This is a genomic window from Dyella sp. AtDHG13, assembly GCF_003201105.1.
Lineage (GTDB): Bacteria > Pseudomonadota > Gammaproteobacteria > Xanthomonadales > Rhodanobacteraceae > Dyella > Dyella jiangningensis_B.
The window spans coordinates 39,372-60,819 of record NZ_QICJ01000012.1 but is presented as its reverse complement, the minus strand read 5'-3'; the positions used below and the strand labels follow the sequence as shown (position 1 = coordinate 60,819).

Below are 21,448 nucleotides of genomic sequence, written 5' to 3'. Positions count from 1 at the left end.
CCTGCGCGGAAACGGGCGCGGATCAGCGCCGCCGCTCTTCCATCAAGCCCACCAGGTTGCCATCCGGATCGCGCAGGAAGGCGAGCCACAGCGTGTGGTCGGACAGTTCCGCCGTCGCCTGCGGTTCGCGCTCGCCCACGGCGCCGCGATCCAGCAGGTGGCGGAACTGGTGCTCGATGTCGCCCACCTTGAAATACAGCACGGAATTGCCGCCCACCTGGCCGGCGCCCTGCGGCGTGGACAGCATCAGGCGCACGCCGCCGGCGTCGAGGAACGCCAGGTTCGTCGCGGGCCGGAACAGAAAGGGCAGTTCGAGAATGTCGCGGTAGAACGCGAGCGCGGCATCGACGTCGCTGACGGTGACGGCGATCTGGCCGATGCCGGTGATCCGTGAGGACATGGCGGGACTCCACGGTGCAGGTGTGCCGAGTCTAGGGCATTCGCGGCCGGGCGCTGGGTCGGCCATACTTCACGGATGATCGATCACGAGGACGTCGCCGCGCTGCTGGGCACGGAAGGCCCGTTTGCCCGCGAGCTGCCCAATTTCGCGCCCCGCGCCGCCCAGCAGGCGATGGCGCGAGCGGTACAGCACGCCATTGCCGAGCGCGAGACGCTGATTGCCGAAGCCGGCACCGGCACCGGCAAGACCTTTGCCTATCTGGTGCCGGCGCTGCTGTCGGGCGAGCGCGTGATCGTTTCCACCGGCACCAAGGCGCTGCAGGACCAGCTGTATTTTCGCGACCTGCCGCGCGTGCGCTCGGTGCTGGATGCGCGCCTGAAGACCGCCTTGCTCAAGGGGCGTTCCAACTACCTCTGCCTGTATCGCCTGGACCAGACCGTGCGCGAGGGCGCCACCTTCGATCGCATGCAGGCCTCGCAGCTCGCCGCCGTTCGTGCATGGTCCGCGCGCACGCGTCGCGGCGATCGCATGGAACTGGCCGAGGTGCCCGAAGAGTCGCCGCTATGGCCGCGCGTCACCTCCACGCCGGAAAACTGCCTGGGCGTGGAATGCCCCTTCTACGACGACTGCCACGTGATCAAGGCGCGGCGCGAAGCGCAGGAAGCCGACCTGGTGGTGGTGAATCACCACCTGCTGTTTGCCGACCTCGCACTCAAGCAGGAGGGCTTCGGCGAAATCCTGCCGGGCGCCAGCGCGTTCATCCTGGACGAGGCGCACCAGATTCCCGAGCTGGCGGGGCAGTTTTTCTCGCAGAGCATCAGCGCGCGCCAGCTCACCGAATTGGCGCAGGACAGCCTGACCGAATGCAACGGCGTCACTGGTGCGATCGGCCTGGTGCTGGAACCGGTCGAAGCCATGCAGGAGGCCGTGCGCAAATTGCGTTTGGCGATGGACGCGCTGCCCGAGCGCGGCCCCTTCCATCAACTGGAAAGCAAGCGCGACATCGGCGACGCGCTGCACGAGCTTCGCGACGTGCTGGCCGCGCTGACCGACGTGCTCGCCTCGCAGGCCGAGCGCTCGCGTGGTTTTGCCAATGCGCACGAGCGTGCCGCCTTGCTCAGCGAACGGCTCGACCGCATCGCCGAGCGCGACAGCGAACGCGACGTGCGCTGGTACGAACTGTTCCCGCGCGGTTTCGCGTTGCATGCCACGCCGCTGGATCTGGCCGCGCCCCTGCGCGCCATGCGCGAACAGACGCAGGCCGCGTGGGTCTACACCTCGGCCACGCTGTCGGTGTCGTCCAGCTTCGATCACTTCGCGCGCCAGCTTGGCCTGGACGATCCGCAGACACTGCAGGTGGAAAGCCCGTTCGATTACGAAACGCAGGCGCTGTGCTACCTGCCTGCCGGGTTGCCGGATCCATCCGCGCGCGACTACACCGATCGCGTCATCGAATCCGTGCTGCCGGTGCTGCATGCCTCGCATGGCCGGGCCTTCCTGCTGTTCACCTCGCATCGCGCGTTGCGCCGCGCCGCCGACTTGCTGCGCGAGCGCGTGCCCTGGCCGTTGTTCGTGCAGGGCAGCGCGCCGCGCCATCGCCTGCTGGAGGAATTTCGCCAGAGCGGCCATGGCGTGCTGCTTGGCGCGGCCAGTTTCTGGGAAGGCGTGGACGTGGCGGGCGAAGCGCTCAGCGTGGTGGTGATCGACAAGCTGCCGTTCGCCTCGCCGGACGATCCCGTGCTGCAGGCGCGCCTGGAAGCGCTGGAGCAGTCGGGCATCAATCCATTCATGGGCTGGCAGGTGCCCAGCGCTGTCATTGCACTGAAACAAGGCGCGGGACGCCTGATCCGCGACGTGCACGATCGCGGCGTGCTGGTGCTGTGCGATCCGCGCCTGACCAGCAAGGGCTACGGACGCCTGTTCCTCAACAGCCTGCCGGCCATGCCGCGCACCCGTGAGCTGGGGCAGGTGCAGGCGTTCTTTGATGACGAGGTGTCGGCGCCCGCCTAGACCGTGCGGGCACTGGTCTTTGTCATTCGCCGGGCGGACGATAGGGCTTCCATCACGGCGGGGAGGCGAACATGGCCAAGGTCATCGGACTCGGTGGCATCTTCTTCAAGGCGCGCGATCCTGGCGCGTTGGCTGAGTGGTACGCGCAACACCTGGGGCTGCAGGTCGAGGCATGGGGCGGCGTGCGTTTCGATGACGATCCCAAGCATCCCGCCTACACCGTGTGGTCGCCCTTCGCCGCGGACACCACGTACTTCGCGCCGAGCACGCAGCCCTTCATGGTCAATTTTCGCGTGGACGACCTGCAGGGCCTGCTCACGCGATTGAAGGATGCCGGCGTGACCGAGGACGACAGCGTGCAGGAAAGCGAGTTCGGTCGTTTTGGCTGGGTCATGGATCCGGAAGGCAACCGCATCGAGCTTTGGCAGCCGCCATCCTGAGTTTCACGCTGGGGCGGCCATGTCGCGCAACGCCTGCGCCGTTTGCTCGTCGGCCGGCACGAAGGCTTCCAGCGCAAGCTCGGCCAGCGTCACATCCATCGGCGTGCCGAACACGGTGGTGGTGCTCAGCATCGACAGCACCGTGCCGCCCACGACCAGTTCCATGGGCACGGCGATATGACTGCCGCTGAGGTCGTGCACGGATGCGTCGTCGCCGGGATAGCCGCGCAGTTCCTGCAGCAAGGCGATCAACGCGGGATCGTTCGTGGCATCGACCTGCCGGCGCAGCCGGTCCAGCAGATGCGCGCGCCATGCCGGCAGGTTGCGGATATGCGGCGCCAGCGCGCCCGGATGCAGGCTCACGCGCAGCACATTGATGGGCGGCTTCAGCCATGCCGGCGCGAGCCCTGCCAGCAGGCGCTGCGTGGCCAGATTGCTTTCGACCAGGTTCCAGTGCCGGTCCACGGCGAGGGCAGGGTAAGGCTCCAGGCCCTTGAGCAATAGACGAACCGATGCGAGCGCGCTCGACAGCGCAGGGTCGTCGAACCCGCGTTCGCGATAGACCGGTGCGAAGCCCGCGGCAACGAGCAGTTGGTTGCGTTCGCGCAAGGGAATGTCCAGGTATTCGCACAGCTTCAGGATCATGTCGCGGCTCGGCTGTGCGCGCCCCGATTCCATGAAACTGAGATGCCGTGTGGAGATCTCCGCGCCATTGGCGAGATCGAGCTGGCTCAGCCGGCGATGTCGCCGCCATTCGCGCAGCAGGTCGCCGATCGGGCGGCTTTTGGAAACGGCGGAAGCGGTGGCGCTCATGGGCAAGTCCGTGTGTGCTCGTCGCCAGCGATGTTCCCACGCAGGAACATCGCTGGCCCCTGCCAGAGGACGTGCGGCTCAGGCTGCCTGCGGCACCTTGTCGAGGAAGCCGAACACCTGGCGGATGCGGCCCTCTTCCAGCGAGGCCACGTCGAAGCCGATCACCAGCGGTTCGGCCGCGTCGGGCAAGGCGAGATGCCACTGGAAGCGCAGCGTGTCGTGATGGGCGTCGACAGCGCCTGCGAGCGCGAAGCGATGGCCCGGGAACATCTGCTGCACGGCGGCGACGGTGGCGTCGATGGCTTCCCAGCCTTTCGCGTCCACCATCGGGTCGGTGTAGCGCGCGTGCTCGGCGTAGGTGTCTTCGATCAGGCTGCGGCGGCGCAGCGCATCGGTTTCGTTCCAGCTGGCGATGTAGCGCTCGGCGAGGGCATGGGCATTCGTGGTCATGGTGATGTGCTCCGTGGGTTGGTGTGGGCACAGCTTGCGGCCCGCCACGCGCGGAAGCGATTACCTGAGAGGTAATGACATGCGCCCCGGTTTCGCCACAACTCATGGCCGGTTTGGCCGCGCGTGGTCGCGCGGTTCGCCTGCGTGACGGTTCTCATGCAGATTCCGACAAAGGGACATGACTCATGGGACATTGGATGAAGGGCTGGACCGCCAAGGTGCTTGGCGTGGGCCTGCTGGCGCTGCTGATGCTGTTTCCGCTGTGGAAAGTGCAGTCGCTGGTCGAAGAGCGGCAGGGCATGCGCCAAGCCGCCATCGATCAGATCTCGCAGGGCTGGGGTGGCGAGCAGGTGCTGGGAGGGCTGGTGCTCGCGGTGCCATCGCATCAGGCCGTCACGCTTTCCAATGGCGAAACGCATGACGCCGGGGACATCACCTACGTGCTGCCGGATACGCTGAGCGTGGATGCCGGCATGACGGTGGACAAGCGGCGCTACGGCATCTACGACGCGCCGGTCTTCGCCTCGACGGTGCAGCTCGACGGTCGCTTCACCGCCGAGGACATCGCGCAGGCGCGGCAGATGGACGGCTCGCGCTGGGACGACGGCAACGCCGAGCTTCGCCTTGCCGTCGGCGATCTGCGCGGGCTGCAGGAAGTCACCGAGTTGCGCATCAACGGCAAGGCACAGCGTTTCCAGTCGTCGGCGGCGAGCTTTGGCGGTTCGTCGTCCATGGTGGTCGTGCCGATCGATCTGGCCACCCTGGGTGATCAGCCGGTGGCGTTCTCGGTGAAGCTGCGCCTTGCCGGCACGCAGTCGTTGCAGTGGCTGCCCTTGGCGCGCAGCACCGACGTGAAGCTGCATGCGCCGTGGCCGGACCCGAGCTTTATCGGCGCGGCGCTGCCGGTGGAAAGAACCGTGAAGGCGGATGGATTCTCCGCGCGCTGGCACATGCTCGATCTCAATCGCAAGTTCGGCCAGTCGTGGCATGCGAGCGACGGGCGCGTCGACGCGGCCGTGCACGATGCCGCCTTCGGCGTGGCGCTGTTTCAGCCTGTCGACGTGTATCAGCGCAACGTGCGCGCCGGCAAGTACGGCCTGCTGTTCGTCACGCTGACCTTCGTGGCGTTCTTCCTGTTCGAGGTACTCAAGCGCTTGCGCGTGCATCCCGTGCAATACCTGCTGGTGGGCGCGGCGCTCGCTTCGTTCTACGTGCTGCTGCTCGCCCTTTCCGAGCAGATCGGTTTCGGACTGGCGTACGCGGTGGCGGCGGCTTCGGTGGTCGTCATCATCGGCGGCTATGCGGGCGCGGTGCTGGGCGCGCGGCGGGCCGGCGTGTTGCTTGCCGGTGCCCTGGCGCTGGTCTACGCCATGCTGTACGTGGTGCTGGCGGCGGAAGCCTATGCCTTGCTGATCGGCGCCATCGTGCTGGTGATCACCGTGGCGCTGCTGATGTACCTGACCCGCCGCATCGACTGGTACGCCAGCATGCCCGCGGCGGCCGGGCCCGCTATCATGGAGCAGCCATGAACCTGCTCGCCATCGAAACCTCCACCGAAGCCTGCTCCGTCGCCCTGATCCACGGCGACGAAGTGATCGCCCGCAGCGAGATCGCGCCCCGCCGCCACGCCGAGCTGGTGCTGCCCATGGCCGATGCCCTGCTGGCGGAGGCCGGGCTGGGGCGCCACGCGCTCGACGTGATCGCCGTGGGGCGCGGCCCCGGCGCGTTCACCGGCGTGCGCCTGGGCATTTCGCTGGCGCAGGGCATGGCGCTGGCGCTGGACGTGCCGGTGGTGACGGTATCGTCGCTGGCCGCGCTGGCGCTGGAAGCACCCGAGGATGACGCCGCCATCCTGGCCGTGATCGATGCCCGCATGGGCGAGATCTACGCCGCCAGCTATCGCCGCGACGACAACGGCGGCCTCATCGCGCTCGACGAGGAGCGCGTGTGCACGCCGGAGCAACTGCGCCTGTCGCCGTCCACCGCATGGCATGTGATGGGCACCGGCTGGACGACCTATGCGGACGTGCTGCGTCCGCATCTCACCGGAACGCTGCGTTCCGCCGAGGGCGCGCGCTACCCGCAGGCAAGGCACGTGGCCGAACTCGCCGCGCGCGAATTCGCCGCGGGCCGCTCCCATGCGCCGGAGCAGGCCTTGCCGGTGTACCTGCGCGACAAGGTGGCCCTGACCTTGGCGGAGCAGGGCAAAGCCTGAGCCGCGCGATGTCACCGAAGGCCTAGCACTTGCTACCGATGTCCTGATGCATCGGCTTGGGCGTAAGGTGGGCGCCGTTTTGGGGAGTCCTGACCATTACCGTGCGAAGCGTGCCTGCGCTTCGCAGGCATCCTCGCGCGAGGTGAGTCATGGGTGAGCTGCGGACGCGTCGCGGGTTTCTCTCGGCTTCGGGCAAGGCGCTGGCAGCGGTGTTGCTCGCTCCCTCCGCCATGGCGCAGTTCCGCATACCGGAAAAGGTGCCGGTGCTGCCGCTGCCCGAGGCGGCGAGCCCGTCGGGCCAACTCTATCGGCAGGCGCTCGTGCTGGATGGCAACAGCATGCCGGCTTTCGGTAGGTTGTGTTGCAACGAGAAGACCGATGGCCTGCTGGCCATCGTGCGGGACAGCGGCATCAACGCGGTGAAGACCACGCTGGGCAGCTTCAACGGCAGCTTCGAAGATGCGGTGTTCGACATCGCCGACGTGCAGAATCTGGTGAACCGGCACCCGGAACTGTTCATCAAGGTCACGCGCCACGACGACCTGGAGCGCGCGCGGCGCGAGCACAAGATGGCGCTGATCCAGTCGTTCGAAGCCGCCTCCATGCTGGAGGACAAGCTCGATCGCATCGAGCTGTTCCGCGAGCTCGACGTGCTGGTGATGCAGCTGACCTATAACCGCAAGACGCCTTTCGGTTGCGGCTGCCTGGACGGCGATGCGGATGGCGTGACGCCATTGGGCCGCGAGGCCATCGCTAAGATGAACACGCTGGGCGTGGCGCTGGATCTCAGTCACGCCAACGCCAAGACCACCGCGGATGGCATCGCGCTGTCGACCAAGCCGGTGATCATTTCCCATGCCGGTTGCCGCGACGTGTTCGAACATCCGCGCAACAAGAGCGATCGCGTCATGAAGGCGCTGTCGGACAAGGGCGGCGTCATGGGCATCTATATGCTGCCCTTCCTCACCGAAGACACGCGGCAACCCATGCTGGCCGACTACATGCGGCACATGACGCATGCGATCAACGTGCTGGGCGAGGATCACGTCGGCATCGGCACCGATGCGCCATTTTTCCCCTATACCGACGAGGACATCCGCCAGCAGCAGAAGTACACGATGGAGCGCGTCAAGCAGGGCATGGCCGCACCTGGCGAAAACCGTCCGTACTTCATTCCGGACGTGAACACGCCGCTCAAGCTGGAGCTGGTCGCCGACGCCATGCTGCGCCAGGGCATCAGCGAACGCGTGACGGAAAAGGTGCTGGGGCAGAACTTCCAGCGCGTCTTCAAGGAAATCTGGACAGCCTGAGACGAGGCCGCCCGAATGACACCGTCAGCCGGCGCGGGCGGTTTTCTTCGTGGCGGGCGCGGGTGGCGCGCTCTGCCTGCGCGCTTCGCACTGGATGCTCTGCGCGTGCTTGATCGCGGGCAGCAGCCCGGGGAAGCGTTGTTCGATCTCGGCGCAACGCGTGGTGTTGAGCATTTCCACGCCGCGGCGTTCGCTGCGGATCAGTCCGGCCTCGCGCAGCGCACGGAAGTGCTGCGACAGGGTGGACTTGGGAATGCAGCGGTCTTCCATCTTCAGGAAGGCCGAGCAGGTGTTGGCGCTTTCCGCGCAGGACAATTGCCAGTAGATGGCCGCGCGCACGGGGTCGGAAAGGGCATGCAGGATGCCTTCCACGGTCACGTCGTCGAGGGAGGGGTGGGTCAGGGGCCTCATGTGGTCATTTTAGCAGCACTTGAAAACTAGTTCATAAGTTCGTATGTTGCGAACTATAGAAGTTCTGGCCGTACCCAAGTCCCTCCCTTCCATAACTGAACAGGTTCCCGTCATGAGCAAGCTCAAAGGTAAAGTGGCTGTCGTTACCGGCGCATCCAAGGGCATTGGCGCCGCCATCGCCAAGGCGCTGGCCGCCGAAGGCGCCTCCGTGGTCGTCAATTACGCCTCCAGCAAGGCCGGCGCGGATGCCGTGGTCGCCGAGATCACCAAGGCCGGCGGCAAGGCCGTCGCCGTGGGCGGCGACGTCTCCAAGGCGGCGGACGCCAAGGCGCTCGCCGACGCCGCGGTATCCAACTTCGGTCGTCTCGACATCCTGGTGAACAACTCGGGCGTCTATGAATTCGGCGCGCTCGACGCCATCACCGAGGAACATTTCCACAAGCAGTTCAACGTCAACGTGCTCGGCCTGCTGCTGACCACGCAGGCGGCCGCGCGCCACATGCACGACGGCGGCAGCGTGATCAACATCGGCTCGCTGGTGACGCGCATCGTGCCGGCGGAAAGTGCGGTATACACCGGCACCAAGGGCGCGGTGGACGCGATCACCGGCGTGCTGGCCCGCGAGCTGGGCCCGCGCAAGATCCGCGTCAACGCGGTGAACCCGGGCATGGTCGAAACCGAAGGCACGCATGCGGCCGGTTTCATCGGTTCGGACTTCCACCAGGGCGCCATCGCGCAGACCCCGCTGGGTCGCATCGGCCAGCCGGACGACATCGCCTCCATCGTGACCTTCCTCGCTTCCAACGATTCCTACTGGCTGACCGGCGAGCAGCTCTACGCCGGCGGCGGCATGCGCTGATCGGATAACGCTGGACCTTGTTGCGCACCCCGGTGTGGGCCGGGGTGCGCTTTTTTGCATGCGCGGGTTTGACGATGCCGGGCGGATGATCGGCGCCACTTTTCGTGTACGAGGCATCGTCGATGGCCGACCAGCCTGCCAACGGCATCATCCAGTACCGCTCCTCCTACGGCGTGGCGGAAACCATCGAGAGGATCCGGCAGGCGCTCGAATCCCATGGCATCACCGTGTTCGCGCACATCGATTTCAGCGCCGACGCGGCACGCGCAGGATTGACCATGCAGGGCGAGCAGATGCTGATCTTCGGCAACCCCAAAGCTGGCACGCCGCTCATGCAGCAAGTACCGCTTGCCGGATTGGACCTGCCGCTGAAAGTGCTGGTATGGGACGACGGCCAGGGCGCGACATGCGTGGCCTGCAACGCGCCGGAATACATCATCGCCCGGCATGGCTTGCCGGAATCGATGGCAGCGAACTTGGCGGGGCCGTTGCCGCTGCTGAAGCAGGCGGTGGCAGGTGGGTCCGTGTAGTCAGTCGAGCCGCTCGGCAAAGCTCACCCTGGCGATCCAGTTCGCCTGTCGCCGCGCGAGTTTGGAGCTGACGTCCTCTTCGCTGAAACTCGCCGACCGATGACGCAGCAGGGCAGGATCGACGTTGTCCAGCGTGTTGACGTTGACCACGGCATACAGGCCATCGTCCACCGCGCAGGTCACCAGCGGAACCACGCCGCACCGGCTGCAGACATGGAAGTTCGCGGTGCTCGTGCCGAACGCGTAATGGCTCACCGCCGCCGGGTCGCGCAGCTGGATGCGCAGGTGCCCATCGGGATTGGACGTCCAGACCGCACCATGCCGAGTGCAGAATGAGCAATCGCAGGCGCGGGCCGGAATCTCCGTGGGATCGGGCGCCCAGTCGAGCGTATAGGCGATGTTTCCGCAGTGGCACTGTCCGTGGAGTTGCATGTCGGCTTCCTTCCTCGATGGCGCGGGAGACGGCAAGCGTAATCGATCGCGCGACTTACAGCTGCCCGATCACCAGCTGCACCAGCAGGCTGCTCACCGACACCGCGGCCCATACGCCCAGGCCAAGCAGGATCGGGCGGGCGCCGGTCGAGGCCATCTTGCGCAGGTTGGCGGACAGGCCGATGGCGGTCAGCGCCACGATGATCAGGAACTCCGCGGCCATGTGCAGGGCAGGCTGGATCGTCGCCGGCACGAGGCCCGCCGTGCGCACGCCGGAGGCCACCAGGAACCACAGGATGAACCAGGGGAAGATACGGGCCAGGCTGAAATCGCTGGCGCCCTGCTTCTTCTGCTTCCACGCGGTGGCGAAGGCGAGGATCAGGCAGATCGGGATGATCAGCGTGGCGCGGGTGAGCTTGACGATGGTGGCGTAGTCGCCCGCCTGCTTGCTGAAGCTGTAGCCCGCGGCCACGACCGACGAGGTGTCGTTGATCGCCGTGCCGGCCCACAGGCCGAAGCCGAGGTCGGAAAGGTGCAGCACGTGGCCGAGCAGGGGGAACAGCAGCACCGCGACCAGGTTGAACAGGAAGATGGTGGAGATCGCGAAGGCCGTGTCGTGCTCGTCCGGCTTGATGATGGGCGTCACCGCGGCAATGGCCGAGCCGCCGCAGATGGCCGTGCCCACGCCGATCAGGATCTTCAGCTTGTCGTGCACCTTCAGTACGCGGCCCAGCAGCCAGGCGGCGAGGAAGGCCACCGTCATGGTCACCAGCGTGACCGAGAGCGACTCCAGGCCCGTCTTGGCCACCTGGTCCAGGCTCAGGCCGAAGCCCAGCGCAATGATCGACCACTGCAATACCTGCTTGCCGGCGAACTGGATGCCGGGCGTGAAGGTGGCGCCCGGCGACACCGTGTTGCGCACCAGGATGCCCAGCACGATGCCGAACACCGGCCCGCCGATCAGCGGCGCGATCTTGCCCAGGCCCAGCGCCACCAGGGCGATCAGCGTTGCAAGTAGCAGGCCGGGAAGGCGCTGGGACAGGCCAGGCGAGGCGGGGTGGGCGATGGCGGTGGCATTCATGGCGTTCTCCTGCAATGCCGCCGTTGTCCGCTTGGCTATCCATCAAGAAAATTTTGAATTATTGATGATTGTTATAAGATCAGCTGATGATCAACATCAGCCCGCGCCAGCTGGAGGTGTTCGTGCAGATCGCGCGCCTCGGCAGCGTGCGTGCGGCGGCGGAAGCGCTGCACCTCACCCAGCCTGCGGCCAGCATGGCCCTGGCGGAAATGGAGCGGCAGCTGGATGCGCCGGTGTTCGCCCGCGAACGGGGCCGCCTGCGCCTCAACACGCGGGGCCGGGAATTGCTGCCGCTGGCGCAGGAACTGCTGGAGCGCTACGCCGAGTTCGGCCGCGTGGGCAGCGGCGGTGGCGACGAACTGGGCGGCGAATTGCGCGTGGGGGCGAGCAATACGGTCGGCAACTACCGTGTCGGCGAATTGCTGGGGGAGTTCGTGCGCGCGCATCCGCATGTGTCGGTGCGTCTTCGCGTGTCCAACACCTCCGAAATCGTGGCGGCCATGCTTGATCACGCGCTGGAACTCGGCTGCGTGGAGGGGCCGGTGGCGCATCCTTCGCTGGAGGTGCGTCCCTGGCGCGACGATGCGCTGGTGGTGTGCACCTCGCCCGATCATCCGCTCGCGCGCAAGCGGCATCTGGCGCCGGAGGATTTCGCCGGCGCGCGCTGGGTGCTGCGCGAGCCTGGCTCGGCCACGCGCAGCCTGAGCGAGCGTGCGCTATCCATCCTGCCGGCGGGCGAAACCGTGCTGGAACTGGACCAGGCCGAGGCGATCAAGCAGGCGGTGATCGCCGGCCTGGGCATTGCCTGCGTGCCCGAGGTGGCCGTGATCGACGCCGTCGCCGCCGGTCGACTGAAGGTGCTGCGCACACCCTTCCTCGACCTGCATCGCAAGCTGTCGTTGCTGCTGCATCGGCAGCGTTACCGCGGGGCGTTGATCGAGGCGTTTCTGGCTTCGGCGGGTTAGTGCGTGTGTCGTGATTCGCGTGAGCTGCCTGCCCGACGTGGTAGCCCCTGGAAATCGGATGCTTCCGATGGAGGGTGTATCCGCCCCCCTCTAGCATCGTCGTGGCTTTAATCCGTCGATGACTGCTTGAGGGTCCGGGCATGCTCCACTGGCTCGTCGCGCTGCTATTTTTCGCCGCACTCGTTGTTCCCTTGTGGAAGGTGTTGCCACGGGCCGGTCTGCCCGCCGCGCTGGCCCTGGTCGGCCTTATTCCGTTTGGGGCAGTGGTGCTGTGGTGGGTGCTGGCGTTCCGGCGCTGGCCGGGCGACACGCAGACCTGACGAGCTGCGTTGTCAGCAGGTAATGCTGGCTAGCAGTGCTTCCGCTTCTTCGTGCGTGCGCGAACGGAGAATGCGCGGCGCCTGCGCACGCAGCGCCGCATGATCGAGCGCCGTGAGGCGATCGCGCACATGCAGCAGCTGGCTGGGGTGCATGCTGAACTCGCACAAGCCCAACGCAAGCAGCAGCGCCGTGAAGTTGGTATCGCCGCCGATCTCGCCGCACAGGCTCACCGGCTTCTTCGCGCGCCGGCCTTCCGTGATCACGTAGGCGAGCAGGCGCAGCAGCGCCGGCTGAAGAGGGTTGTAGATGTTGTCCAGCGCGTCGTTGCCGCGGTCGGCGGCCAGCACGTACTGCGCCAGGTCGTTGGTGCCGATGGCGAGGAAATCGGCGTGCTCCAGCAAGGCGCGCACGTTGATGGCGGCGGCGGGCACTTCGATCATCGCGCCGAGCTGCAGCTTCTCCGGCAGGTCGACGTTCTCGCGCTTCAGTTCCTGTCGCGCGAGCTTGAACAGCGTGCGCACGGCGATCAGTTCGTCCGGCTGCGTGACCATGGGCACCAACACGCGCACCGGTCCGTAGCAGGCGGCGCGCAGGATGGCGCGGATCTGCGTGGTGAACACGGCGGGATAGCGCAGCGACAGCCGCACGCCGCGCACGCCCAGTGCGGGGTTGTCTTCGCCGCGGATTACCAGGCCCGCCGCATCGGCCTTGTCGGCGCCCAGATCCAGCGTGCGGATGGTGACGGGCAGTCCGCCCATGCCGAGCACAAGATCGCGATAGGCGATGAACTGCTCGTCCTCGGTGGGCAGCCCCTTCTGGCGCAGGAACAGGAATTCCGTGCGGTACAGGCCCACACCGTCCGCGCCGCGCGCACGCGCCATGGCGATGTCGGGCGGCATTTCCGCGTTGGCGTACAGGCGGATGTCCACGCCGTCGCGCGTGCGCGTGGGGGCGTTGGCCAGCGTCGCGAGGCGACGGCCTTCCTGCGCGGCCTCGCGCTGCCACGCGCGATAGCGGGCGAGATCCTGCGCGGTGGGATGCACCACGGCTTCGCCGCGCTCGGCATCAAGCAGGATCAGGTCGTCGTCGTGAATGGTGGAGAGTGCATCGCGCGCGCCGACCAGCATCGGCAGGTCAAGGCTGCGCGCAAGGATGGCGCTGTGCGAATACGGGCTGCCGGAACTGGCGACCACGCCGAGCAGTCCGCTGCCCGCAAGGTGGGCCATGTCGGCGGGCGCGATGGTGTCGGCGATCAGGATCTCGCCCACGCGCGCGGCCAGCTTGCGCTCTTCGCGGCTGGTCTGGCGCTGCAGGGCGGAGATGACGCGGCTGATCACCTGGTCGACATCCTCCTTGCGCGAACGCAGGTAGGGATCGTCCATCGCTTCGAACACGGCGGCGAGCCGGTCGCGCTGCTTCTTCAACGCGGCGCCGGGACGGTAGTGGCCGATGCGCACCAGGTCGTCCAGTCCGCGCAGCAGTTCCGGGTCGTCCAGCAGCAGACTGTGCGCGTCGATGAACTCGTTCACCTCGCGCGCGAGTGCGCCGTGCAGTTTGCCGCGGAGTTCGCGCAATTCCTGGCGTGCGGTATCGAGCGCGCGATGCAGGCGTTCCAGCTCGACATCCACCTCGTCCTCGTTGAGCGGACGGGTGTCGACCAGATAACGGCTGGGCTGCACCAGGCGGGCACGGCCCAGGGCCATGCCTTTCGCTGCGGTGGTGCCTGCCAGTATCTGTCTCATGTCGGCCTTCCGTGGTGAAACGGCCGCTGCGGCCGCGCGTGACGCCGGCATCCCGCCAACGCGTGGATTCCCGATGGGAAACGATGGCACGGCATGCCCCACCGGGCCGTGAATACGGCCTCGGGGTGACGCATGGGTGTCACGTTTCCTGCGCGCACTCAGGCTCCTTCGTCGAACTTGCGATCGAACAGCGCGGCCACCGCGTCGATGGCGGATTGTTCGTCCGGCCCCTCCGCGCGAATCGTCAGCGGCGTACCGATGCCGGCCGCCAGCATCATGACGCCCATGATGCTCTGCGCGTTGACTTCCCGGCCCTTGCTCACAAGCCACACGGTGGACTTGAAGCCCTGCACGAGCTGCACCAGCTTGGCCGAGGCGCGGGCGTGCAGGCCCAGTTTGTTCGAAACAACGATGTCTTTCTCAAGCATGGTCGATGAAGATTCCTCCGCGGCCCCCGCTGGCGGCGATCTCCGCCAGTTCGTCCAGGGGTTTTTCCGCGTAATTGAGCACACGCAGCAGCATCGGGAGGTTGAGTCCCGATACGCAGCGCAACCGCACCCCGAGTGAGCCCAGCGACAGCCCGATGTTGCAGGGCGTGGCGCCGTACAGGTCGGCGAGCACCAGCACACCGTTGCCCTCGTCGAGCTCGCGTGCGTGTTTGGCCGTGAGCGTGCGCATCACGTCCGGATCGGCCTGCGGCGGAACTTCGACGGCTTCCACCCGCAGGGGCAGCTTGGGCAGCACGTGGTGGGCGGCCGAAATCAGGGCCTGGCCGACCGCCTCGTGCGTCATCAACAGCACGCCGACGCTCATGACGGCGTGCCGGTCCGATGAAGTGCTTTGGACAGCATGGCTATCACTCGAGTTCACGATGGAAGGTAAGCACGCCGTTGCGCAGCGCGCGGTAATGGGCCGCCAGTTTTTCCACCAGGTAGACCGAGCGGTGGCGGCCGCCAGTGCAGCCGATGGCGATGGTGACGTAGCTGCGGTCGTCCGCCTCGAAGCGCGGCAACCAGGTGTCGAGCCAGCGCGCAGTGTCGGCGAAGTACTCCGCCACCAGCGGCTGGGCGTCCAGGTAGTCGCGCACGCCGGCGTCCTTGCCCGACAGCGGGCGCAGCGTGGGATCCCAGTGAGGGTTCGGCAGGCAGCGCGCGTCGAACACGAAATCCGCATCCAGCGGCAGGCCGCGGCGGAAGGCGAACGATTGGAACATCAGCGTCAGCCCCTCGGTGGCTTCCGCGTAGCCGGTGGCGATGAGGCGGCGCAGCTGATGCACGTTCAGATCGCTGGAATCGATCACCTTGTCGGCAATGGCCGAGAGCGGGCGCAGCAGGCGGCGTTCTTCGGCAATGGCGTCGGCCAGCGACAGGCCGCGCCAGGACAGCGGATGGCGGCGGCGCGTTTCCGAGTAGCGCTTGATCAGCACGTCGTCGCGGCAATCGAGAAAGATCAGGTGCGTGTGCACGCCCACGGAAGCCAGTTCCGACAGCATGGCGGGCATGCGCTGCAGGTCTTCGCCAGGGTTGCGCACGTCCACGCCCACCGCCACGTTGCGGCGCTTGCCTTCCACGTTGCGGCTCACCGCCGCCACCAGCTGCGGCAGCAGGGCGGTGGGCAGGTTGTCGACGCAGTAGAAGTCCAGATCTTCCAGCGCGCGCAGCGCCACGGTCTTGCCGCCACCGGACATGCCGGTGAGCACGATCAGGTGGATGGCGTCAGGATGCCGGATCGTCGTTTCGCTCATGGGTCACCAGGGAGGCAGTCGACGCATCTGGTGCGCCTGGCGGTCGATGAAGGTCTGGGCCGGATCGATGCCCTTGCTCTTGAGCACGTGGTTGCGCACCGCGGCCTCGACCAGCACGGCGAGGTTTCGGCCCGGCGCCACGGGAATGGTGATCATCGGCACCGGCACCTCGAAAATCTCGCGGTGGCCAATGTCGCCGGTAAGGCGCGTGAGTCCATCGGTGTCTTCCCCCTCGCGCAGCGGTTTCAGGTGCACGACCAGGCGAAGGTATTTGGATGGCTTGACCGCGGTGTGACCGAACATCTCGCGCACGTTCAGCACGCCTAGGCCGCGCACTTCCAGCAGGTCCTGCAGCAGCTCGGGGCAGGTGCCGTCGATCACGTCCGGCGCGATCAGGGTGAATTCGGTGGCGTCGTCCGCCACCAGCCGATGGCCGCGGCTGATCAGTTCCAGCGCCAGTTCGCTCTTGCCCGAACCGGATTCGCCGGTGATCAGCACGCCGATGGAGAACACCTCCAGGAACACACCGTGCAGCGTGATCTTCGGCGCCAGCATGCGCGCCAGGTGGTACTGCATCCAGGTCAGCAGCTCGTGGCCACGCTTGGAGCTTATCCACAGCGGCGTATTGGTTTCTTCCGCCACCTCGCGCAGGTCGGTGGGGATGGGCTGGTCCTTGGTCACGATCATCGCCACCGGCTGGTAGGCGGCGATCTTGTTGATCGCCTCCCAGCGCTGGCGCGAATCCAGGCTGTCGAGGAAGTTCAGTTCCTCGGTGCCGATGATCTGGATCTTGTTCGGATAGATGACGTTGAGATAGCCGATCAGCGAGGGCCGGCGCGTGGTGGTCGCCGCCTGCTCCAGCACCCGCGACTCGCCGCGCATGCCGGAAACCCAGCGCAAGGCCATGCGCTCGTGAACGCTGTCATACAGTTGTCGGGCGGTGAGCCGGTCCAAACCTAGTCCTTTCAGCCACCAGGAATAGGGCGGCCACGGGGCACATTGTGCCAGTTCGCACCGAAGGGTGCCTTGGACCGAGGTATCTCGAGCGTGGGAAGGCCCGCCCGGCAGCGCGGGCGGGCCGGGGCGATCAGCCGTACAGGCGCTCCTCGCGGGCGGCGCGCTGGTGTTTGTCGCAGATCTTCTCGCGGTGCTTGCGCAGCTGGGTCACCAGCTTGTCGAACAGCACATCGATGGAGACGTACATGTCGTTCTCAAGCGCTTCGGCGTGCAGGGTGCTGCCCGTGACGGCGAGCGTGCCTTCGGCGCGCTGCTGCAGTTTGTTCACGGAAAGAACGATGCTCAGGCTGAGAATGCGTTCGTCGAGGCGGGTGAGGCGGTCGAGCCGGCTGTTCACGTGGTCCCGCAGCGCCGGGGTGACTTCAATCTGCTGACCGCTGAGCTGAACTTGCATGTTGCGCCTCCTTCAGTACTTGCCGCTGACGCGGCTGGGGTCGATGCGCCGGTCGCTTATGTCGTGGCCGACACACCTTTGAAAGCAGTAGTTTTGCGGATGGGTTTTCCGGCCTCCTCGCCAAGTCGGAGAGTCACTATGCGCCTATGAGATTTTCCTCGCGTTAGAAAGACCTTCACGGGGCTGCATGGCAGCGGCCCTTCATGGCCGTCTCACCTTGAGTATGGGGACGCCTTTTTCGCCGCCAAGTTCCCGGGACGCTTTGCCACAGTGAAGGGCAGGCTCGTTCAGCCAGCGCGCTGGCGCTCGCTGGAGCTGGGAATGCGCATGGCTTCGCGGTATTTGGCGACGGTGCGTCGGGCAACCTGAATGCCCTTGCGGTGCAGTTCCTCCGCGATGGCCTGGTCGGACAGCGGCTTGCGCGGGTCCTCGGCATCGACCAGCTTGCGCAGCATGGCCTGGATGGCGGTGGCCGAGGCGCTGCCACCGTCTTCGGTGGACACGCCGCTGGAGAAGAAATGCTTGAGCTCGAACGTGCCCCGCGGCGTATGGATGTACTTGCGGGTGGTTACACGTGAAATCGTCGATTCGTGCATGCCCACTTCCTCGGCCACCTCGCGCAGCACCAGCGGGTGCATGGCTTCGGGGCCGTAGTCGAGGAAGGCGCTCTGCCGGCGCACGATGGCCTCGGCCACCTTGAGCAGGGTTTCGGCGCGCGATTCCAGGCTCTTGATGAGCCAGCGCGCTTCCTGCAGTTGCCCGCGCATCCAGCTGGCATCGGTGCCGCGTGCCTGTGCGATCAGCCCGCAGTAATGCTGGTTCAGGCCCAGGCGCGGCTGGCAGTCCGGGTTGAGACTGACGCGCCAGCGGCCGCCATCCTTGCGCGCGTAGACATCCGGGGCGACGTACTCGACCGGCGTCACGTCGAGCGCCGCGCCGGGGCGCGGATCGAGGCTGCGGATCAGCACCGCGGCGGCGGCGGTGTCGTCCTCGTTTGCGCGCAGCTTGCGGGCCAGGCGCGCGATGTCGTTGCGCGCGAGCAGCTCCAGTTCGGTATCTACGATGCGCAGCGCGAGATCGCGTTGCGGCGTATCGGGGGCGAACTGTTGCAGCTGCACGGTGAGGCAGTCGCGCAGGTCGACGCTGGCCACGCCAGTGGGGTCGAAACGCTGCAGCATGTGCCGCACGTATTCCACTTCCGCCGGCAAGGCCTTGAGGTCGGCGGGCAGGGCCGCGATGAGCGACTCCATGCTTTCGGTGAGATAGCCGTCCGGATTGAGCGCATCGATCAGCACCGCGGCGATGGTGCGGTCGCGCACGCTCATGTGCGTGAGGTTGAGCTGCCAGAGCAGGTGTTCCTGCAGCGTTTCCGCGGCGGCGCTCTGCGGCTCGAAACCGTCCTCGTCGCCATTGCTGTTGCGCGAGGCGCCGCTTCCCGCGGAAAAATCGATGGGGTCGTCGCTGCTGCCGTCGACATCGGCGTCGCCCCATTCGGGGGCTTCGGCATCGTCGACGGTATCGCTGCTGGACGAACTGGCCGAACTCGTCGGGATCGGCTCCAGCGCTTCGCGTTCCTCGCCGTCGAGTTCGTCCGGGTTGTCGTCCGAGAACTCCAGCAAGGGATTGCTTTCGGCGATCTGACGCAGCTCAGCCTCCAGCTCAAGCTGCGACAGTTGCAGGAGGCGGATGGCCTGCTGCAACTGGGGCGTCAGCGTGAGCTGCTGATTGAGGCGAAACTGCAGTCCGGGTTTCATGCCTGGCGATGGGAATGAACGTGAAGGTCATCCTAACTCCTGACCCCGGGGTCGGCCATAGGTCGAAGGCGGAATCGCTTACTACCTCAGGTTTATCCCTGAGGTAGTGCCGGGGAGCGGAGTTGTTCCGGGGCGTTTACAGGCGGAACTCGCGGCCGAGGTAGACCTCGCGGACCTTCTCGTCGGCGAGGATGTGCGCGGGCGTGCCGCGCGAGAGCACTTCGCCGTCGTTGAGGATGTACGCGCGGTCGCAGATGCCCAGCGTTTCGCGCACATTGTGGTCGGTGATGAGCACGCCGATGCCGCGCTCCTTGAGGTGACGCACGATGCGCTGGATTTCGCCCACCGAGATCGGGTCCACGCCCGCGAACGGCTCGTCCAGCAGCATGTAGCGCGGATGCGCGGCCAGTGCGCGCGCGATTTCCACGCGGCGGCGTTCGCCACCGGAAAGGCTGATGCCCTTCTGGTCGGCGATGTGCGAAATCTTCAGTTCGTCCAGCAGGCTTTCCAGCTCGTTGGCGCGACGCTTGTCGTCCCAGCCTTCGCGCAGCTCGAGCACGGCCATGATGTTGTCGGCGACCGTGAGGCGGCGGAACACCGAGGCTTCCTGCGGCAGGTAGCCGATGCCGAGCTTGGCGCGCTGGTGCATGGGCAGGCCGGTGATGTCCTGCTTGTCGAGCTTGATCACGCCGGCGTCGGCTTCGATCAGGCCCACCACCATGTAGAAGCAGGTGGTCTTGCCCGCGCCGTTGGGGCCGAGCAGGCCCACCACTTCGCCCTCGCGGATGGAGAAGGCGAAGTCGCGCACGACCTGGCGTGCCTTGAAGCTTTTTTGCAGACCTTCAGCGGAAAGCATCGATCAGTGGCCCTCGGCCGGCTTGGGCGGCTGCTGCGGCGGCGTCGCCGGCTTGGGCGGCGTGGACGTCGGCGTTGCCGGCTTCTGCTTGGGCAGGATCGTGCCGTGCACCAGGCCATCGCCACCGGCTTCGCCGGTGATCAGCGAGGTCTGCGTGTTGTAGGTGAGCTTGTCGCCGTGGAATTCGCCGCGGCCCTGCTGGCGCACCACGGCATTGCCGGTGAGCACGGCGATGCCGTTGATGTTGTCGTAGTCGAGCTGGGCCGCGTCGCCCTGCATCAGGTTGTTGTTATCGTCCAGCTGTTCGATGTGCGCGGGCTTGCCGTTGACCACGGCGCGCGACACTTGCGTGTCCGCGTCGAGATACAGCTTGGCGACGTCGCCGGTCATCTTCATCGTGCCCTGCGTGGCCACGACGCTGCCGGTCAGCGTGGTGACCGTGTTGGGCGCGTTGAACCCGTCCATGGACTTGGACGAGAAGTTCATCGGCTGGTTGCGGTCGTCCTGCTTAGCCAGCGCCGGCTGCAGGATGAGCAGTCCCAGGCCCAGCAGGGCGAGGTGCAGCTTGAGACTTCTTGGGTCGCGGCGGAAACGAGCCGGTGACTTCATCGAACAGCTCCAGATGATTGGTGTTGAGGTTGGCACGCATGCCGACCCCGTTAAGTGTACGTGCGCCTTGCTTCATATGCGCTGGGGCGTCCGTGACCATGCGGTTTTCCTTGGGCCAGACGGTCGCGTCGGTGGTGTGCATTTCCGCCGCGTCGGTGGTCGCGAAGGCGGCCCGGTGCATGTAGACCGGGCCCTGCAGCTTCAGCAGCGTGCCGCTCTTGTCGACCCAGGCGTAGAGCGAGTTGCCCAGCCACGGCGGCACGCCGGGCTCGTTGGAGGGCAGGGTGAAATCGGGGGTGTTGATGTAGAGCGAGTCGTCGTTCTCGCGGCGCTCCAGGTGCGGGGCCACCATCTGGAAGCTGGGCAGGCCGTCGACGTCGTACGACCACAGCTTGAAGTTGGTGAGCGTATAGCCCGAGCGCGGCGGCCCCACGAATTCGCTGACCTTGGGCGCGGGCGCGATCCACTGCTGCAGCAGGTAGGCAAGGCCCGTAGCAACGGCCATCACCACGGTGGCCACCGGCAGGCTGCGGTCGCGCAGGTAGGTACGCAGGCTCACTGCCAGCGCTCCCGCTCGGCGCCTGCCTTGCCCTGGGCATGCAGGATCATGTCGCAGACCTCGCGGGCCGCGCCTAGGCCGCCGCCCAGGCGCGTGCGCCAGTGCGACTGCTCGGCCACCCACGGGTGGGCGTTCGCGACGGCCACGGCCAGCCCGACGACGCGCATTGGCGGCAGGTCGGGCAGATCGTCGCCGACGAAGGCCACCTCGTCGGGGCGCAGGTCCAGCGCTTCCAGCAATTGCTGCAGGCAGGCGTGCTTGTCGGCCTGGCCTTGGTAGACGTGGGCGATGTCCAGCTCCTCGGCGCGCAGCGCCACCGGGTGGCTGATGCGCGCGGAGATGATCGCCACCTGCACGCCGTTGGCCATCAGCCGCTTCAGGCCCAGGCCGTCGTGCACGTGGAAAACCTTGGTCTCGTGGCCGTCTTCGGCGTACCACAGGCGGCCGTCGGTCAAGGTGCCGTCCACGTCGAACACGACGAGGCGGATCTTGGCGGCACGGGCAAGGACGTCTGCGGGAATATCAGCCAGATACAT

Annotated in this window: 26 protein-coding genes; 9 read left to right on the top strand and 17 right to left on the bottom strand. The window is 66.6% G+C overall.

The genetic code is table 11. The features are described from left to right. Positions 1–22 precede the first annotated feature (22 nt). Positions 23–400, bottom strand: a complete 378-nt coding sequence (locus BDW41_RS18275; RefSeq protein WP_074550576.1) for a VOC family protein — start codon at positions 398–400, stop codon at positions 23–25. Positions 401–475: 75 nt separating this feature from the next. Here BDW41_RS18275 and BDW41_RS18270 point away from each other — a divergent pair, with 75 nt between their 5' ends. Then, entirely contained in the window at positions 476–2,410 is a 1,935-nt protein-coding gene (locus tag BDW41_RS18270; RefSeq protein WP_074550578.1) for an ATP-dependent DNA helicase, read from the top strand. 71 nt (positions 2,411–2,481) lie between these two features. Continuing rightward, the gene (locus BDW41_RS18265; protein ID WP_074550580.1) at positions 2,482–2,850 is read left to right on the top strand and encodes a VOC family protein; all 369 of its coding nucleotides are present in this window, start codon (positions 2,482–2,484) and stop codon (positions 2,848–2,850) included. Positions 2,851–2,853: 3 nt separating this feature from the next. Here BDW41_RS18265 and BDW41_RS18260 read toward each other — a convergent pair whose 3' ends face one another. Together BDW41_RS18260 and BDW41_RS18255 are read right to left on the bottom strand one after the other, a co-directional pair. After that, complete coding sequence (locus BDW41_RS18260; protein WP_074550582.1) at positions 2,854–3,663, bottom strand: helix-turn-helix transcriptional regulator; 810 nt, start codon at positions 3,661–3,663, stop codon at positions 2,854–2,856. Between the two features lie 78 nt (positions 3,664–3,741). Continuing rightward, a complete protein-coding gene (locus BDW41_RS18255) occupies positions 3,742–4,113 on the bottom strand; it encodes a nuclear transport factor 2 family protein (RefSeq protein WP_074550584.1) in 372 nt (123 codons plus the stop codon). 185 nt (positions 4,114–4,298) lie between these two features. Between BDW41_RS18255 and creD the strand changes: the two genes are divergently transcribed. From creD to BDW41_RS18240, 3 genes are all read left to right on the top strand, one after another. Further along, positions 4,299–5,642, top strand: coding sequence for a cell envelope integrity protein CreD (gene creD, locus BDW41_RS18250; RefSeq protein ID WP_074550586.1), 1,344 nt, complete (start codon positions 4,299–4,301; stop codon positions 5,640–5,642). Beyond that, on the top strand, positions 5,639–6,328 hold the full coding sequence (tsaB, locus tag BDW41_RS18245; RefSeq protein ID WP_074550588.1) for a tRNA (adenosine(37)-N6)-threonylcarbamoyltransferase complex dimerization subunit type 1 TsaB: 690 nt from the start codon (positions 5,639–5,641) through the stop codon (positions 6,326–6,328). The genes creD and tsaB overlap by 4 nt, the downstream gene beginning before the upstream one ends. Before the next feature lie 149 nt (positions 6,329–6,477). Continuing rightward, complete coding sequence (locus BDW41_RS18240) at positions 6,478–7,638, top strand: membrane dipeptidase (protein WP_233496927.1); 1,161 nt, start codon at positions 6,478–6,480, stop codon at positions 7,636–7,638. A 24-nt stretch (positions 7,639–7,662) separates the two neighbouring features. Here the strand turns inward: BDW41_RS18240 and BDW41_RS18235 are convergent, their stop codons facing one another. Then, positions 7,663–8,049, bottom strand: a complete 387-nt coding sequence (locus BDW41_RS18235) for a helix-turn-helix domain-containing protein (protein WP_074550590.1) — start codon at positions 8,047–8,049, stop codon at positions 7,663–7,665. Between the two features lie 112 nt (positions 8,050–8,161). Between BDW41_RS18235 and BDW41_RS18230 the strand changes: the two genes are divergently transcribed. Both BDW41_RS18230 and BDW41_RS18225 read left to right on the top strand, forming a co-directional pair. Next, a complete protein-coding gene (locus BDW41_RS18230; protein WP_074550592.1) occupies positions 8,162–8,908 on the top strand; it encodes a glucose 1-dehydrogenase in 747 nt (248 codons plus the stop codon). Positions 8,909–9,030: 122 nt separating this feature from the next. Next, positions 9,031–9,438: a DUF302 domain-containing protein gene (locus BDW41_RS18225; protein WP_074550594.1), complete on the top strand. Its 408-nt coding sequence runs from the start codon at positions 9,031–9,033 to the stop codon at positions 9,436–9,438. Here BDW41_RS18225 and BDW41_RS18220 read toward each other — a convergent pair whose 3' ends face one another. Further along, positions 9,439–9,870 carry a hypothetical protein gene (locus BDW41_RS18220; RefSeq protein WP_074550596.1) on the bottom strand — a complete coding sequence of 144 codons (432 nt, stop codon included), beginning with the start codon at positions 9,868–9,870 and terminating at the stop codon, positions 9,439–9,441. It lies immediately after the preceding gene. A gap of 55 nt (positions 9,871–9,925) precedes the next feature. Further along, a complete protein-coding gene (locus BDW41_RS18215; RefSeq protein WP_074550598.1) occupies positions 9,926–10,951 on the bottom strand; it encodes a YeiH family protein in 1,026 nt (341 codons plus the stop codon). A gap of 86 nt (positions 10,952–11,037) precedes the next feature. Here BDW41_RS18215 and BDW41_RS18210 point away from each other — a divergent pair, with 86 nt between their 5' ends. Both BDW41_RS18210 and BDW41_RS18205 read left to right on the top strand, forming a co-directional pair. Next, on the top strand, positions 11,038–11,916 hold the full coding sequence (locus BDW41_RS18210) for a LysR family transcriptional regulator (protein WP_074550600.1): 879 nt from the start codon (positions 11,038–11,040) through the stop codon (positions 11,914–11,916). A 140-nt stretch (positions 11,917–12,056) separates the two neighbouring features. Beyond that, positions 12,057–12,236 (top strand): hypothetical protein, encoded by a 180-nt coding sequence (locus tag BDW41_RS18205; RefSeq protein ID WP_074550602.1) that lies wholly within the window; start codon positions 12,057–12,059, stop codon positions 12,234–12,236. Between the two features lie 12 nt (positions 12,237–12,248). On the opposite strand, the gene ptsP is transcribed toward BDW41_RS18205, so the two are convergent. The 11 genes from ptsP to BDW41_RS18150 all read right to left on the bottom strand — a co-directional run bounded on the left by ptsP (position 12,249) and on the right by BDW41_RS18150 (position 21,448). Further along, positions 12,249–13,979, bottom strand: a complete 1,731-nt coding sequence (gene ptsP / locus BDW41_RS18200) for a phosphoenolpyruvate--protein phosphotransferase (RefSeq protein WP_074550604.1) — start codon at positions 13,977–13,979, stop codon at positions 12,249–12,251. Between the two features lie 158 nt (positions 13,980–14,137). Beyond that, positions 14,138–14,407: an HPr family phosphocarrier protein gene (locus BDW41_RS18195; protein ID WP_074550606.1), complete on the bottom strand. Its 270-nt coding sequence runs from the start codon at positions 14,405–14,407 to the stop codon at positions 14,138–14,140. Continuing rightward, on the bottom strand, positions 14,400–14,792 hold the full coding sequence (locus tag BDW41_RS18190) for a PTS fructose IIA subunit family protein (protein WP_074550608.1): 393 nt from the start codon (positions 14,790–14,792) through the stop codon (positions 14,400–14,402). The genes BDW41_RS18195 and BDW41_RS18190 overlap by 8 nt, the downstream gene beginning before the upstream one ends. Positions 14,793–14,835: 43 nt before the next feature. Next, positions 14,836–15,723 carry an RNase adapter RapZ gene (gene rapZ / locus BDW41_RS18185; protein WP_074550610.1) on the bottom strand — a complete coding sequence of 296 codons (888 nt, stop codon included), beginning with the start codon at positions 15,721–15,723 and terminating at the stop codon, positions 14,836–14,838. A gap of 3 nt (positions 15,724–15,726) precedes the next feature. Further along, positions 15,727–16,677, bottom strand: a complete 951-nt coding sequence (gene hprK / locus BDW41_RS18180; RefSeq protein ID WP_074550612.1) for an HPr(Ser) kinase/phosphatase — start codon at positions 16,675–16,677, stop codon at positions 15,727–15,729. 133 nt (positions 16,678–16,810) lie between these two features. Beyond that, positions 16,811–17,134: a ribosome-associated translation inhibitor RaiA gene (gene raiA / locus BDW41_RS18175; RefSeq protein ID WP_074550614.1), complete on the bottom strand. Its 324-nt coding sequence runs from the start codon at positions 17,132–17,134 to the stop codon at positions 16,811–16,813. 287 nt (positions 17,135–17,421) lie between these two features. Continuing rightward, complete coding sequence (locus tag BDW41_RS18170) at positions 17,422–18,888, bottom strand: RNA polymerase factor sigma-54 (protein ID WP_074550616.1); 1,467 nt, start codon at positions 18,886–18,888, stop codon at positions 17,422–17,424. A gap of 136 nt (positions 18,889–19,024) precedes the next feature. Further along, a complete protein-coding gene (gene lptB, locus BDW41_RS18165) occupies positions 19,025–19,744 on the bottom strand; it encodes an LPS export ABC transporter ATP-binding protein (protein ID WP_074550618.1) in 720 nt (239 codons plus the stop codon). 3 nt (positions 19,745–19,747) lie between these two features. Next, complete coding sequence (gene lptA, locus BDW41_RS18160; RefSeq protein WP_074550620.1) at positions 19,748–20,353, bottom strand: lipopolysaccharide transport periplasmic protein LptA; 606 nt, start codon at positions 20,351–20,353, stop codon at positions 19,748–19,750. Further along, positions 20,253–20,912, bottom strand: a complete 660-nt coding sequence (gene lptC / locus BDW41_RS18155; protein WP_083337729.1) for an LPS export ABC transporter periplasmic protein LptC — start codon at positions 20,910–20,912, stop codon at positions 20,253–20,255. Before lptC ends, lptA begins: the two co-directional genes overlap by 101 nt. Further along, positions 20,909–21,448 (bottom strand): HAD-IIIA family hydrolase, encoded by a 540-nt coding sequence (locus tag BDW41_RS18150; RefSeq protein ID WP_199535371.1) that lies wholly within the window; start codon positions 21,446–21,448, stop codon positions 20,909–20,911. Before BDW41_RS18150 ends, lptC begins: the two co-directional genes overlap by 4 nt.